Source organism: Citrobacter sp. L55 (genome assembly GCF_002850715.1).
GTDB lineage: Bacteria > Pseudomonadota > Gammaproteobacteria > Enterobacterales > Enterobacteriaceae > Citrobacter > Citrobacter braakii.
The window spans coordinates 32,765-47,838 of record NZ_KZ559402.1; the positions used below are offsets into that span (position 1 = coordinate 32,765).

The window sequence follows — 15,074 nt, forward strand, 5'->3', positions numbered from 1 at the left end:
CATGAGTGATACCCGTAAGGCGAGCCTGCCAAAGGCGATTTTTTTGATGGGGCCGACGGCCTCCGGTAAAACGGCACTGGCAATTGAATTGCGTAAAGTTTTGCCTGTAGAGTTGATAAGCGTTGATTCCGCCCTTATTTACAAGGGGATGGATATCGGTACAGCCAAGCCTGATGCAGATGAATTACAGGCCGCGCCGCACCGGTTGCTGGATATCCGCGATCCGTCCCAGGCGTACTCTGCTGCGGATTTTCGCCGCGATGCGTTAGCCGAGATGGCCGATATCACCGCCGCGGGGCGTATTCCGCTGCTGGTGGGCGGCACAATGTTATATTTCAAAGCCTTGCTTGAAGGGCTGTCGCCGTTACCGTCGGCAGATCCGGAAGTCAGGGCCAGAATTGAGCAGCAGGCGGCAGAGCATGGGTGGGACGCGTTACACCGACAGCTTCAGGAAATAGATCCGGTGGCTGCGGCGCGTATTCATCCAAATGATCCGCAAAGACTTTCCCGGGCACTGGAAGTTTTTTTCATTTCGGGTAAAACTTTAACGGAGCTGACGCAAACGTCAGGAGATGCTTTGCCGTATCAGGTGCATCAGTTTGCTATCGCCCCGGCGAGCCGTGAACTGCTCCATCAGCGAATTGAGCAGCGTTTTCATCAGATGTTGGCTTCAGGTTTTGAAGCAGAAGTCCGGGCGCTATTTGCCCGTGGAGATTTGCATACGGATTTGCCTTCCATTCGTTGTGTAGGGTATCGCCAGATGTGGTCATACATTGAAGGCGAAATTTCATACGATGAAATGGTTTATAGAGGTGTTTGCGCCACGAGGCAGTTGGCGAAGCGACAGGTAACCTGGTTGCGTGGTTGGGAAGGGGTGCACTGGCTTGACAGTGAAAAGCCTGACCAGGCGCGAAACGAAGTATTACAGGTTGTTGGTGCTATCGCGAACTGAATGTGTACAATTGAAACGTATCGTGCGCAATTTTTCAGAATCGAAAGGTTCAAAGTACAAATAAGCATATAAGGAAAAGAGAGAATGGCTAAGGGGCAATCTTTACAAGATCCGTTCCTGAACGCACTGCGTCGGGAACGTGTTCCAGTTTCTATTTATTTGGTGAATGGTATTAAGCTGCAAGGTCAAATCGAGTCTTTTGATCAGTTCGTGATCCTGTTGAAAAACACGGTCAGCCAGATGGTTTATAAGCACGCGATTTCTACTGTTGTCCCGTCTCGCCCGGTTTCTCATCACAGCAATAATGCCACCGGCGGCACTGGCAGCAACTACCATCACGGTAGCAACGCGCAAGGTTCATCTGCGCAACAGGACAGCGAAGAAACCGAATAAGGTTGTTAGCTGTTTTACACACGGGGAGCCAGCGATCCTGCGTTCCCCGTTGATATATATTAAGGGGTTGACGCTTGTTTGACCGTTATGATGCCGGTGAGCAGGCGGTACTGGTACACATCTATTTTTCGCAAGACAAAGATATGGAAGACCTCCAGGAGTTTGAATCTCTGGTTTCTTCCGCCGGTGTCGAAGCAATGCAGGTGATTACCGGGAGCCGTAAAGCACCGCACCCGAAGTATTTTGTTGGTGAAGGTAAGGCAATCGAAATTGCGGAAGCCGTAAAAGCGACTGGCGCTGCGGTGGTGATTTTTGATCATGCTCTAAGCCCCGCCCAGGAACGTAACCTGGAACAGTTGTGCCAGTGTCTTGTTATAGACAGGACAGGTCTTATTTTAGATATTTTTGCCCAGCGTGCGCGCACCCATGAGGGTAAGTTGCAGGTTGAGCTGGCGCAGTTGCGCCATATGGCTACTCGTCTGGTCCGTGGCTGGACCCACCTTGAAAGGCAAAAGGGCGGGATTGGTTTGCGCGGTCCGGGTGAAACCCAGCTCGAAACCGACCGTCGTTTGCTGCGTAATCGCATTTTGCAAATACAGTCGCGCCTGGAAAAAGTTGAAAAGCAACGTGAGCAGGGGCGACAGTCGCGCAAGAAAGCGGATGTCCCAACCGTATCACTGGTGGGATATACCAACGCCGGAAAATCCACCCTGTTCAACCAGATCACCGAAGCCCGGGTTTACGCAGCGGATCAGCTGTTTGCGACCCTGGACCCAACGCTGCGCCGTATAGACGTAGCGGACGTCGGTGAAACCGTGCTGGCGGATACCGTAGGGTTTATCCGTCATTTGCCGCACGACCTGGTGGCGGCGTTTAAAGCCACCCTGCAGGAAACGCGTCAGGCAACATTGCTGCTGCATGTTATTGATGCTGCAGATTTTCGTGTGCAGGAAAACATCGAGGCCGTCGACACGGTGCTCGAAGAGATCGATGCGCATGAGATCCCGACTCTGCTGGTGATGAATAAAATCGATATGCTGGATGATTTTGAACCACGTATCGACAGAGATGAAGAGAATAAACCCATTCGCGTTTGGGTTTCAGCGCAAACGGGAATAGGTATACCACAGCTTTTTCAGGCTTTGACTGAGCGACTTTCCGGTGAGGTGGCGCAGCACACGTTGCGTTTGCCGCCGCAGGAAGGGCGTCTGAGAAGCCGGTTTTACCAACTTCAGGCAATAGAAAGAGAGTGGATGGAGGAGGACGGCAGCGTGGGTCTGCAGGTTCGTATGCCGATCGTAGACTGGCGTCGCCTCTGTAAACAAGAACCGGCACTGGAAGACTATATTGTCTGACCTGACGGATATGGCCTGAAGATTTTTTCGCCTCTATACCTTGTGGGTTTTGTGCAGCATGAAGGTGGCAAGTCCTGAAATCTTCAGGAGCATAGTCAACTATGTGACTGAGATTAAGGGGCGTAGCCAACGCATCGGCAGCGCAAAATACGCAGGTATAGCATCGCATAACAAATATGGAGCACAAAAATGGCGTGGAATCAGCCCGGTAATAACGGACAAGACCGCGACCCGTGGGGAAGCAGCAAACCTGGCGGCAACCCTGAGGGAAATGGAAACAAAGGTGGTCGCGATCAGGGACCTCCCGATCTGGATGATATCTTCCGCAAACTGAGTAAAAAGCTCGGTGGTCTGGGTGGTGGTAAAGGTGCTGGTTCTGGCGGCGGTAGCTCATCGCAAGGCCCGCGTCCGCAATTGGGTGGTCGAGTCTTTACTATCGCAGCGGCAGCTATCGTCATTATCTGGGCGGCCAGCGGTTTCTACACCATTAAAGAAGCGGAACGCGGTGTGGTGACACGCTTCGGTAAATTCAGCCATTTGGTTGAACCGGGTCTGAACTGGAAACCGACCTTTGTCGACGAAGTGACCCCGGTCAACGTGGAAGCCGTGCGTGAACTTGCCGCATCCGGCGTGATGCTGACCTCTGACGAAAACGTCGTACGCGTTGAAATGAACGTGCAGTACCGCGTGACCGATCCGCAGCGTTACCTGTTTAGCGTAACCAGCGCGGATGACAGTCTGCGTCAGGCAACCGACAGCGCCCTGCGTGGGGTTATCGGTAAATACACCATGGACCGTATCCTGACCGAAGGGCGTACCGTTATTCGTAGCGATACCCAGCGTGAACTGGAAGAAACGATCCGTCCGTACAACATGGGTATCACCCTGCTGGACGTCAACTTCCAGGCAGCACGTCCGCCGGAAGAAGTAAAAGCCGCGTTTGACGATGCCATTGCAGCACGTGAAAACGAGCAGCAGTACATCCGTGAAGCAGAAGCGTACACCAACGAAGTTCAGCCACGTGCTAACGGTCAGGCGCAGCGTATTCTGGAAGAAGCGCGTGCTTACAAAACGCGAACCATCCTGGAAGCACAGGGTGAAGTGGCTCGTTTCGCAAAAATTCTGCCGGAATATAAAGCCGCACCGCAAATTACTCGCGAGCGTCTGTATATCGAAACCATGGAAAAAGTGCTGAGTAATACCCGCAAAGTCCTGGTTAACGATAAGGGCAGCAATCTGATGGTTCTGCCGCTGGATCAAATGCTGAAAGGCGGTAGTGCGCCAGCAGCAAAGAGTGACAGCAGTTCAAACCTGCTGCGTCTGCCGCCAGCAACGACGTCCGGCACTGGAGCAAGCAATACCTCGTCCACCAGTCAGGGCGATATTATGGACCAACGCCGCGCGAACGCGCAGCGTAACGACTACCAGCGTCAGGGGGAATAACGATGCGTAAGTCAGTTATTGCGATTATCATCATCGTTCTGGTAGTTCTGTTCATGTCTGTCTTTGTGGTCAAAGAAGGCGAGCGCGGGATTACTCTGCGCTTTGGTAAAGTTCTGCGTGACGATGAAAACAAGCCGCTGGTTGTTGCACCAGGCCTGCACTTCAAGATTCCGTTTATTGAATCTGTGAAGATGCTGGATGCGCGTATTCAGACCATGGACAACCAGGCCGATCGCTTTGTTACCAAAGAGAAGAAAGACCTGATCGTTGACTCCTACATTAAGTGGCGCATCAGTGACTTTAGCCGTTACTACCTGGCAACGGGCGGTGGCGATGTTTCTCAGGCAGAAGTCCTGCTGAAACGTAAGTTCTCTGACCGTCTGCGTTCTGAAATTGGTCGTCTGGACGTGAAAGACATCGTTACCGATTCCCGCGGTCGTCTGACGCTGGAAGTTCGTGATGCGCTAAACTCCGGTTCTGCTGGCACGGAAGATGAAGTCGCGACTCCGGCGGCAGATAGCGCGATTGCCGAAGCGGCTGAGCGTGTTCAGGCTGAAACAAACGGTAAAGTACCGGTCATCAACCCGAACAGTATGGCGGCATTGGGCATCGAAGTGGTTGACGTGCGTATCAAGCAAATCAACCTGCCTGCTGAAGTGTCTGAGGCTATCTACAACCGTATGCGCGCTGAGCGTGAAGCGGTAGCGCGTCGCCATCGTTCACAAGGTCAGGAAGAAGCGGAAAAACTGCGTGCCACGGCGGATTATGAAGTGACTAAAACGCTGGCAGAATCTGAGCGTCAAGGCCGCATCATGCGCGGTGAAGGCGATGCAGAAGCCGCTAAACTGTTTGCCGATGCGTTCAGCCAGGATCCTGACTTCTACGCCTTCATCCGTAGCCTGCGTGCTTACGAGAAGAGCTTCGAAGGCAACCAGGACGTGATGGTCATGAGCCCGGACAGCGATTTCTTCCGCTACATGAAGACACCGAGCACTACGACACGCTAATAAAGTTCCAGCGGTTTTAAACCAGCAAAACCACCGGCATCCCCAGGGATGCGGTGGTTTTCTTTTTATAAAAGGACGATGGATGAATTCAACAATTTTGCTGGCGCTCGCGCTGGTTTTGGTGCTGGAAGGCCTGGGCCCTATGCTTTATCCCCGCGCGTGGAAGAAAATGATTTCCGCAATGGTGCAACTTCCCGAAAATACTTTGCGTCGTTTTGGTGGAGGTCTTGTGGTTGCGGGCGTTGTGGTCTACTACATGTTGAGGAAAACGATTGGCTGATCAATAAGTAGCCTATTTTGCGGATTTTCGCATGCAAAAAGTGCTGTATATCTGAAAAAGCGGTGGTAGAATCCATTTTTAAGCAAACGGTGATTTTGAAAAATGGGTAACAACGTCGTCGTACTGGGCACCCAATGGGGTGACGAAGGTAAAGGGAAGATCGTCGATCTTCTGACTGAACGGGCTAAATATGTTGTGCGCTACCAGGGTGGTCACAACGCAGGCCATACTCTCGTAATCAACGGTGAAAAAACCGTCCTCCATCTTATTCCATCAGGTATTCTTCGCGAGAATGTCATCAGCATCATCGGTAACGGTGTTGTACTGTCTCCGTCCGCGCTGATGAAAGAAATGAAAGGACTGGAAGATCGTGGCATCCCGGTTCGCGAGCGCCTGCTGTTGTCTGAAGCTTGTCCGCTGATCCTTGATTATCACGTTGCGTTGGATAATGCTCGTGAGAAAGCGCGTGGCGAGAAAGCGATCGGTACTACCGGTCGTGGCATCGGTCCGGCTTATGAAGACAAAGTAGCTCGTCGCGGTCTGCGCGTTGGCGATCTGTTTGATAAAGCAACCTTCGCTGAAAAACTGAAAGAAGTGATGGAATATCACAACTTCCAGCTGGTGAATTTCTATAAAGTTGAAGCAGTTGACTACCAGAAAGTGCTGGATGATGTGATGGCGATTGCCGACATCCTGACCTCTATGGTTGTTGATGTTTCCGATCTGCTGGACCAGGCGCGTAAGCGTGGCGATTTCGTCATGTTCGAAGGCGCACAGGGTACCCTGCTGGATATCGACCACGGTACCTATCCGTACGTAACGTCTTCCAACACCACCGCAGGTGGCGTGGCGACTGGCTCCGGCCTGGGTCCACGTTATGTGGATTACGTTCTGGGTATCATCAAAGCTTACTCTACACGCGTAGGCGCGGGTCCGTTCCCGACCGAGCTGTTTGATGACGTTGGCGAGTTCCTGTGCAAACAAGGTAACGAGTATGGCGCGACCACCGGTCGTCGTCGTCGCACCGGTTGGCTGGACTCCGTTGCGGTACGCCGTGCAGTACAGATTAACTCCCTGTCTGGCTTCTGCCTGACCAAACTGGACGTACTGGACGGTTTGAAAGAGGTGAAAATCTGTGTCGCTTATCGTATGCCGGATGGCCGTGAAGTAACGACTACCCCGCTGGCTGCAGACGACTGGAAAGGTATCGAGCCGATCTACGAAACCATGCCAGGCTGGTCTGAATCCACCTTCGGTGTGAAGGAACGTAGCGGTCTGCCGCAGGCAGCACTGAACTACATCAAGCGTATTGAAGAACTGACCGGTGTGCCGATTGATATTATCTCAACTGGCCCAGACCGTACTGAAACCATGATCCTGCGCGACCCGTTCGACGCATAATTCTGGTTATAGCGTGGCGTCGAATGGCGCTGCGCTTGCACTATCTTAGGCCGGATGAGGCGCTTTGCATCATAATCCGGCTTAAAATCACGTAAGTTCCTCGCTTTTTTCCTTCCTGAACTGAAATAAATTAGCGACCTGGCTGGTGGCTGGTTTATCATCAATGTAATTAATACCACCAGGTTTATCCGTTTTATCCCTTTTCCTGAGGTTGATGTGCAGTTAACAAGTTTCACCGATTACGGATTACGTGCGCTAATCTACATGGCGTCACTTCCCGAAGGACGTATGACCAGTATTTCTGAGGTGACAGAAGTCTACGGCGTGTCCCGTAATCATATGGTCAAAATAATCAATCAACTTAGCCGTGCGGGCTTCGTTACTGCTATTCGAGGAAAAAATGGCGGTATCCGCCTGGGTAAACCAGCTAAGGATATTGGTATTGGTGATGTGGTTCGCGAGCTGGAACCACTATCGTTGGTCAATTGTAGCAGCGAGTTTTGCCACATTACCCCAGCCTGTCGACTTAAACAGGCGCTTTCTAAGGCAGTGCAAAGTTTTCTCACGGAACTGGACAACTACACACTTGCTGATTTGGTTGAAGAGAATCAACCGCTTTATAAATTATTGCTGGTGGAGTGACGAAAATCTTCATCAGAGCTGACAATGGAGGAACCTCGATGTCACAAGATCCTTTCCAGGAACGCGAAGCAGAAAAATACGCGAATCCTATCCCGAGCCGGGAATTTATCCTCGAACATTTAACTAAACGTGAAAAACCGGCCAACCGCGATGAGCTGGCCGCTGAACTCAACATTGAAGGTGAAGAGCAGCAAGAAGCGCTGCGTCGCCGCCTGCGCGCCATGGAGCGTGACGGGCAACTGGTCTTCACTCGTCGTCAGTGCTATGCGCTGCCGGAGCGTCTTGACCTGCTGAAAGGTACCGTTATTGGCCACCGTGATGGCTACGGCTTTCTGCGCGTTGAAGGCCGCAAAGATGACCTGTACCTGTCCAGCGAGCAGATGAAAACCTGTATTCATGGCGATCAGGTGTTGGCACAGCCGCTGGGCGCGGACCGTAAAGGTCGTCGCGAAGCGCGTATTGTGCGCGTACTGGTACCGAAAACCAGCCAGATTGTCGGTCGCTACTTCACCGACGCTGGCGTTGGGTTTGTCGTCCCTGACGATAGCCGCCTGAGCTTTGATATCCTGATCCCGCCGGAAGAGGTGATGGGTGCTCGTATGGGCTTTGTGGTCGTGGTTGAGCTGACCCAGCGTCCGACGCGTCGCACTAAAGCGGTGGGTAAAATTGTTGAAGTCCTGGGCGACAACATGGGAACCAGCATGGCCGTTGATATGGCGCTGCGTACTCATGAAATCCCGTATATCTGGCCTCAGGCGGTCGAAAAACAGGTCGCCGGACTGAAAGAAGAAGTGCCGGAAGAAGCGAAAGCCGGACGTGTCGATCTGCGCTCCCTGCCGCTGGTCACTATCGATGGCGAAGATGCGCGTGACTTCGATGATGCGGTTTACTGCGAGAAGAAGCGCGGCGGCGGCTGGCGTTTATGGGTGGCGATTGCTGACGTAAGCTATTACGTTCGCCCGCCGACTCCGCTGGACCAGGAAGCGCGCAGCCGTGGCACATCCGTCTACTTCCCATCGCAGGTTGTTCCGATGCTACCGGAAGTGCTGTCTAACGGATTGTGTTCGCTCAACCCGCAGGTGGACAGGCTGTGTATGGTCTGTGAAATGACCATTTCGTCGAAAGGCCGCTTAACAGGCTTTAAATTCTACGAAGCGGTTATGAGCTCCCATGCGCGTCTGACCTACACCAAGGTCTGGCACATGCTGCAGGGCGATCAGGAACTGCGTGAGCAGTACGCGCCGTTGGTTAAACACATTGAAGAGCTGCATAACCTCTACAAAGTGCTGGATAAAGCGCGTGAAGAGCGTGGCGGTATCTCGTTTGAAAGTGAAGAAGCGAAGTTTATCTTCAATGCTGAACGCCGTATTGAGCGTATTGAGCAGACGCAGCGTAATGACGCGCACAAACTGATTGAAGAGTGCATGATCATGGCGAACATCTCAGCGGCGCGATTCGTTGAGAAAGCCAAAGAGCCGGCACTGTTCCGCATTCACGATAAGCCGACGACCGAAGCGATTAATTCGTTCCGTTCGGTGTTGGCGGAGCTGGGGCTGGAGCTGCCCGGCGGTAATAAACCCGAGCCGCGTGATTACGCTGAACTGCTGGAGTCGATTGCTGACCGTCCTGACGCAGAAATGCTGCAAACTATGCTGCTGCGTTCAATGAAGCAGGCGATTTACGATCCGGAAAACCGCGGTCACTTTGGTCTTGCGTTGCAATCTTATGCACACTTTACCTCGCCGATCCGTCGTTACCCGGATCTCTCCTTGCACCGGGCGATTAAGTATCTGCTGGCGCAGGAGCAGGGCCATAAAGGCAACACCACGGAAACGGGTGGCTACCATTATTCGATGGAAGAGATGCTGCAGCTGGGTCAACACTGTTCGATGGCCGAGCGCCGTGCTGACGAAGCTACGCGCGACGTCTCTGACTGGCTGAAGTGCGACTTCATGCTGGATCAGGTAGGTAATGTCTTCAAAGGCGTGATCGCCAGCGTGACCGGGTTTGGTTTCTTCGTCCGTCTTGATGAGCTGTTTATCGACGGTCTGGTGCATGTCTCCTCCCTGGATAACGACTACTATCGTTTTGACCAGGTTGGGCAGCGTCTGACGGGGGAATCCAGCGGTCAAATGTATCGCCTGGGCGATCGCGTGGAAGTTCGCGTGGAAGCGGTCAACATGGACGAGCGTAAAATCGACTTCAGTTTGATCTCCAGCGAACGTGCACCGCGCAATGAAGGTAAAACCGCGCGTGAAAAAGCGAAAAAAAGCGATGCGGGTAAAAATACCGGTAAGCGTCGTCAGATGGGCAAAAAAGTAAATTTCGAGCCGGATAGCGCTTTCCGCGGCGAGAAGAAAGGCAGAGCCAAACCTCAGGCGGATAAAAAAACGGCTGAGAAGAAAGGCGATAAAAAAGCGAAAAAGCCATCGGCAAAAACGCTTAAAATCGCTGCCGCCACCAAAGCTAAACGCGCGACGAAAAAGAAAGTCGCGCAATAACAGCCATAAACAGTAAGTCGGGCAACCTCGCGTTGCCCGCGTTACGCATAAACTATTAACGAGTACATTCATGAGTGAAATGATTTACGGCATCCATGCGGTGCAGGCTCTGCTGGAACGTGCGCCTGAGCGCTTCCAGGACGTCTTTATTCTCAAAGGTCGTGAAGATAAACGCCTGCTGCCGCTGATCCACGCACTGGAAGCACAGGGTGTTGTCATTCAGTTGGCTAACCGCCAGTTCCTGGATGAGAAAAGCGAGGGTGCGGTACATCAGGGAATTATTGCTCGCGTGAAGCCGGGTCGTCAGTATCAGGAAAACGATCTGCCGGATCTGATTGCTACGCTCGATCAGCCGTTCTTTTTGATCCTCGATGGTGTTACCGATCCGCATAACCTGGGGGCATGCCTGCGTAGCGCCGATGCTGCTGGCGTCCATGCTGTTATCGTACCGAAGGATCGTTCTGCGCAGTTGAATGCAACGGCGAAAAAAGTGGCTTGCGGCGCGGCAGAAAGCGTACCGCTGATCCGTGTGACCAACCTGGCGCGCACTATGCGTATGCTGCAGGAAGAGAATATCTGGATCGTCGGAACCGCAGGTGAAGCTGACCATACTCTCTACCAGAGCAAAATGACCGGACGTCTGGCGCTGGTGATGGGCGCAGAGGGTGAAGGTATGCGTCGTTTGACCCGCGAACACTGTGACGAACTGATCAGCATCCCGATGGCTGGGAGCGTTTCGTCGCTGAACGTTTCAGTTGCGACGGGCATCTGCCTGTTTGAGGCTGTACGCCAGCGCGGCTAAACTATCTCCCTCATTTCTCTCTTCTCTCAAGCCATCCTTCGGGATGGCTTTTTTGTGACCGTTGTCCCATGCGTGCTCCCCTCTGTCTGACCATACTTAAGGTGACGGCCATTGACGGAGGGAGACACAATGCACTGGCAAACGCATACCGTTTTTAACCAACCTGTACCGCTCAATAACAGCAACTTATATCTGTCCGATGGCGCGCTGTGTGAAGCGGTTATCCGTGAAGGCGCTGGCTGGGACAGCGATCTTCTCGCCAGTATTGGTCAGCAGCTAGGAACTGCCGAGTCGCTCGAGCTTGGCCGTCTGGCCAATGCTTTTCCACCCGAGTTGTTGCGCTACGACTCGCAGGGTCAGCGGCTGGATGATGTGCGTTTTCATCCTGCCTGGCATTTGCTGATGCAGGGATTGTGCGCCAATCGCGTACATAATCTGGCCTGGGAAGAAGACGCGAGGCAGGGAACATTTGTTGCCCGGGCGGCCTGTTTCATGCTGCATGCGCAGGTGGAAGCGGGCACGTTGTGTCCGGTTACCATGACTTTTGCCGCCACGCCGTTGTTACTTCAGATGTTACCTGCCCCCTTTCACGACTGGTTTACGCCGCTGCTAAGCGACCGTTATGACTCGCATTTACTGCCCGGAGGGCAAAAGCGTGGGTTATTGATCGGCATGGGAATGACCGAGAAGCAGGGGGGATCAGATGTGCTGAGCAATACCACTCAGGCAGAACGTCTTGCAGACGGCTCGTATCGGCTGGTGGGACATAAGTGGTTTTTCTCCGTGCCGCAAAGCGATGCCCATCTGGTGCTGGCCCAGGCAAAGGGAGGCTTATCCTGCTTTTTTGTATCGCGATTTTTACCCGACGGGCAGCGTAATGCTATCCGTCTGGAGCGGCTGAAAGATAAGTTAGGCAATCGCTCCAACGCCAGCTGCGAGGTTGAATTCCACGATGCGATTGGCTGGCTATTGGGTGAAGAAGGGGAAGGGATACGTCATATCCTGAAAATGGGTGGGATGACGCGTTTTGACTGTGCGCTCGGCAGTCATGGCATGATGCGACGTGCTTTTTCTGTCGCGATTTACCATGCGCACCAGCGACAGGTTTTTGGCAAACCATTGATCGAACAACCGATGATGCGCCAGGTATTAGGTCGGATGGCGCTCCACCTGGAAGGTCAGACGGCGTTACTGTTCCGACTGGCACGGGCCTGGGACCGTCGCGCTGATGTCAAAGAATCTCTGTGGGCCAGGTTGTTCACACCAGCAGCGAAATTCTCTGTTTGCAAGGCCGGTATGCCGTTTGTTGCAGAGGCGATGGAAGTGCTCGGCGGGATTGGCTACTGCGAGGAGAGTGAGTTGCCGCGCCTGTATCGTGAGATGCCGGTAAACAGTATCTGGGAGGGCTCTGGCAACATTATGTGCCTCGATGTATTGCGGGTGCTGACAAAACAACCCGGCATATACGATATGCTCAGCGAAGCCTTTGCTGAGGTAAAAGGGCAAGACCGACATTACGATCGAATGGTACGTCAACTACAGCAGCGTTTACGTAAACCCAGCGAGGAGTTGGGACGGGAGATTACACAGCAGCTTTTCCTGCTCGGTTGCGGGGCGCAGATGTTGCGCTATGCCTCTCCGCCAGTGGCGCAGGCCTGGTGTCAAATGATGCTCGATACGCGTGGTGGACTACGATTGTCCGAACAGGTGCTGAACGACTTGCTCCTGCGGGCAACGGGGGGATTACGGTAGTAATATGCCTGATGGCGACGCTGGCGCGCCTTATCATGCCTACATTCAATGTAGGCCGGAAAAGTTTACGCCATCCGGCAATCTGTTAAGCATAGAGTATGGCCTGTACGCGCCAGTTGTCGGGCTGCTGGTCTTCGTACATCTGAATGATCCGATACCATGAGGCACCCTGTTCATCCGCTTTTAACGCGATTACTCGTTCTACATCCTGCGGATTCCCTGCAATGTTACTGACAGATATCAGGCCAATTTCGTTCAGGCCTGTAACGCAGTCAGCACTGGCGAACTCGGCAGACTGCGCCGTAGTACCTACCAGTCCGGCAGAAAGCAGCAGTGAGGATAAGGCAAGTGATTGTTTCATCGTCAGCTCCATTATTCGTACCCCTACACACGGCAGGGCATTCCATCGCGATCATAAACCTCAAGCTTCCTGCTGTTGGTTTATTGTGCACAGGTAAACGCATAGCGGCGCAAAGCAATGTAAAGCTGACTAAATTCCTACCCAATGTTATTTACGATACAAAATAGCCTGTGAATACCATTGGCCTGTCACAATGGTTTCATCCACTAATAAAACCACGTAGTAATCAGCTTTAGCCGCGACGGCTTTGTCACGGATCTCTGCCAGCGCATCATCCGGAGAGCCTCTTACCAGCGCGCTGACCGTTCCTATTCGCTGTAACCCATTACTCTGGTCACGGCGGATCTCCTGCGGGTGGTCGGCAACGGGCGGTGCGGGTTGGGGCGTTCCCTGTAGCACGCTACAGGCGCTTAAAAGCATCACCAGCAATAAAGAGGCAAACCGACGCATAACTCTATCTCGTTTCCTGATAGCCATAGTGTAGTGCCTTATCAATTTCCCTTTAGGGGAATGTTCCCGAAGTGTTATCTCTCACGCGATTTTCGAATGAAAATGTTGCGAAAGCGTAACCCAGTTCTCAACATTATGAATCATTGCCGAACACATTCGCTTGCGTTAAGTATTGCTGCATGGCATACCAGAAAAAAAGAGGCGAAAAATGATCGAAATTGAAACACGACAGTTGGCTGGTATCCCTGTCCTGCACGCCGTTCCGGCTGGCAAACGCGAGTGTTCACTCCCTTGCATTATTTTCTATCACGGGTTTACATCTTCAAGTCTGGTCTATAGCTATTTTGCCGTTGCTCTGGCTCAGGCCGGATTCCGGGTTGTCATGCCCGATGCGCCCGACCATGGTGCCCGCTTCAACGGTGATGCTCAGGAGCGAATGTTTCGCTTCTGGCATATATTGCAGCAAAACATGCAGGAGTTTACGACGTTACGTGCGGCGCTGGTGGCGGAAAATTGGCTATCAGATGAAAGACTTGCTGTTGCGGGGGCGTCGATGGGAGGCATGACGGCGTTGGGCATTATGACCCGCCATCCCGAGGTTAAATGTGTAGCCAGCCTGATGGGTTCGGGCTATTTTACCCGTCTTGCACAGACGCTTTTTCCCCCTTTACGGGTCCAGACGCCAGAGCAGCAGGCAGAGTTCGATGCCATTATCGCACCGCTCGCCGAATGGGACGTTACGCATCAACTACAACGCCTGGCCGACAGACCGTTGCTGTTGTGGCATGGACAGGAGGACGATGTGGTGCCCGCGGTTGAAACCTTCCGCTTACAACAGGCGCTGATTCAGGCAGGGCTGGATAACAATTTAACCTGCCTGTGGGAAGCGGGCGTGCGCCACCGCATCACGCCAGAGGCGCTGGCTGCGACAGTAACGTTTTTCCGCCAGCACCTTTAAACGCGCACGATGCTTACGCCCTGAGCTTCAAGTTGTTGCAGAATCTCAGGGTTAGCGTTTTTGCCGGTAATGAGCATATCGATTTGATCGGCGCGACTGAACAGCATCCCCGCGCGTTCACCGACCTTACTGCTATCGACCAGCACCACCAGTTTACCCACTACGTTAAGCATCTTCTGCTCAGCCATCGCGGTTAGCATATCGGTTTTATACAGTCCGTCCGCGGTCAACCCTTTACCGCTGGTAAACATCCAGTGTCCGGCATACAGGCTATTTTCGCTGCCTTGCGGACTAAGCGTGATGGACTGGCTTTTGTTGTATTGCCCTCCCATGATGATCACGCTGTCATGCTCCTGGTCGATCAGATAGTTCGCCAGCGGCAGATAATTGGTGATGATCTGCACCGGCTTGCCGCACATTTCACGACCAAGCAGGAAGGCGGTTGATCCGCAGTTGATCACCACGCTTTCACCCGCATTTACAAGCTGGGATGCGGCCTTGGCAATGCGAACTTTTTCATCGTGGTTCTGCGCCTGATGCAGATTCATAGGTGTCCAGCGCGGACGTTGCTGGGTAATGGCTTCTGCGCCATTGCGGACTTTCTTGAGTTTGCCGCTTTCGTCGAGTTTATTGATGTCCCGGCGTGCTGTGGCTGGTGAAATCCCCAGACGCTCAATCACGTTCTCAACGGTAACAAAGCCCAACTGCGCCAGCATATCCAGCAATATTTGATGTCTTTGTGCTTCAGTCATGAGCTATTCCGATACAAATTGATTT

15 protein-coding genes are annotated in these 15,074 nt (G+C 52.9%); 12 read left to right on the forward strand and 3 right to left on the reverse strand.

From position 1 onward, the window contains the following. Position 1 precedes the first annotated feature (1 nt). The 11 genes from miaA (at position 2) to B9P82_RS10290 (ending at position 12,528) form a co-directional block, all read left to right on the forward strand. Entirely contained in the window at positions 2-952 is a 951-nt protein-coding gene (gene miaA / locus B9P82_RS10235) for a tRNA (adenosine(37)-N6)-dimethylallyltransferase MiaA (protein ID WP_016151413.1), read from the forward strand. An 84-nt stretch (positions 953-1,036) separates the two neighbouring features. Continuing rightward, on the forward strand, positions 1,037-1,345 hold the full coding sequence (gene hfq, locus B9P82_RS10240) for an RNA chaperone Hfq (RefSeq protein ID WP_003025584.1): 309 nt from the start codon (positions 1,037-1,039) through the stop codon (positions 1,343-1,345). Between the two features lie 74 nt (positions 1,346-1,419). Next, positions 1,420-2,700: a ribosome rescue GTPase HflX gene (hflX, locus tag B9P82_RS10245; protein WP_016151415.1), complete on the forward strand. Its 1,281-nt coding sequence runs from the start codon at positions 1,420-1,422 to the stop codon at positions 2,698-2,700. A gap of 189 nt (positions 2,701-2,889) precedes the next feature. Continuing rightward, the gene (hflK, locus tag B9P82_RS10250) at positions 2,890-4,143 is read left to right on the forward strand and encodes an FtsH protease activity modulator HflK (RefSeq protein ID WP_016151416.1); all 1,254 of its coding nucleotides are present in this window, start codon (positions 2,890-2,892) and stop codon (positions 4,141-4,143) included. A gap of 2 nt (positions 4,144-4,145) precedes the next feature. Next, the gene (gene hflC / locus B9P82_RS10255) at positions 4,146-5,150 is read left to right on the forward strand and encodes a protease modulator HflC (protein WP_016155510.1); all 1,005 of its coding nucleotides are present in this window, start codon (positions 4,146-4,148) and stop codon (positions 5,148-5,150) included. A gap of 82 nt (positions 5,151-5,232) precedes the next feature. Beyond that, positions 5,233-5,430 (forward strand): DUF2065 domain-containing protein, encoded by a 198-nt coding sequence (locus tag B9P82_RS10260; RefSeq protein WP_047358897.1) that lies wholly within the window; start codon positions 5,233-5,235, stop codon positions 5,428-5,430. A 102-nt stretch (positions 5,431-5,532) separates the two neighbouring features. Further along, positions 5,533-6,831, forward strand: coding sequence for an adenylosuccinate synthase (gene purA / locus B9P82_RS10265; protein ID WP_003025606.1), 1,299 nt, complete (start codon positions 5,533-5,535; stop codon positions 6,829-6,831). A 216-nt stretch (positions 6,832-7,047) separates the two neighbouring features. After that, the gene (gene nsrR / locus B9P82_RS10275; protein WP_003025609.1) at positions 7,048-7,473 is read left to right on the forward strand and encodes a nitric oxide-sensing transcriptional repressor NsrR; all 426 of its coding nucleotides are present in this window, start codon (positions 7,048-7,050) and stop codon (positions 7,471-7,473) included. Between the two features lie 38 nt (positions 7,474-7,511). Beyond that, a complete protein-coding gene (gene rnr / locus B9P82_RS10280) occupies positions 7,512-9,974 on the forward strand; it encodes a ribonuclease R (protein WP_047500007.1) in 2,463 nt (820 codons plus the stop codon). Between the two features lie 70 nt (positions 9,975-10,044). Then, on the forward strand, positions 10,045-10,776 hold the full coding sequence (gene rlmB, locus B9P82_RS10285) for a 23S rRNA (guanosine(2251)-2'-O)-methyltransferase RlmB (RefSeq protein ID WP_003830482.1): 732 nt from the start codon (positions 10,045-10,047) through the stop codon (positions 10,774-10,776). A gap of 129 nt (positions 10,777-10,905) precedes the next feature. Continuing rightward, positions 10,906-12,528: an isovaleryl-CoA dehydrogenase gene (locus tag B9P82_RS10290; RefSeq protein ID WP_101700305.1), complete on the forward strand. Its 1,623-nt coding sequence runs from the start codon at positions 10,906-10,908 to the stop codon at positions 12,526-12,528. 85 nt (positions 12,529-12,613) lie between these two features. Here the strand turns inward: B9P82_RS10290 and yjfN are convergent, their stop codons facing one another. Further along, positions 12,614-12,889, reverse strand: coding sequence for a DUF1471 family protease activator YjfN (gene yjfN, locus B9P82_RS10295; RefSeq protein ID WP_016155512.1), 276 nt, complete (start codon positions 12,887-12,889; stop codon positions 12,614-12,616). A gap of 147 nt (positions 12,890-13,036) precedes the next feature. Then, positions 13,037-13,366, reverse strand: coding sequence for a biofilm peroxide resistance protein BsmA (bsmA, locus tag B9P82_RS10300; protein ID WP_029139740.1), 330 nt, complete (start codon positions 13,364-13,366; stop codon positions 13,037-13,039). A 181-nt stretch (positions 13,367-13,547) separates the two neighbouring features. Here bsmA and yjfP point away from each other — a divergent pair, with 181 nt between their 5' ends. Further along, entirely contained in the window at positions 13,548-14,297 is a 750-nt protein-coding gene (gene yjfP, locus B9P82_RS10305) for an esterase (RefSeq protein ID WP_094761023.1), read from the forward strand. Here yjfP and ulaR read toward each other — a convergent pair. Next, positions 14,294-15,049: an HTH-type transcriptional regulator UlaR gene (gene ulaR, locus B9P82_RS10310; protein ID WP_016151423.1), complete on the reverse strand. Its 756-nt coding sequence runs from the start codon at positions 15,047-15,049 to the stop codon at positions 14,294-14,296. The genes yjfP and ulaR overlap by 4 nt on opposite strands. Between the last annotated feature and the right edge of the window lie 25 nt (positions 15,050-15,074).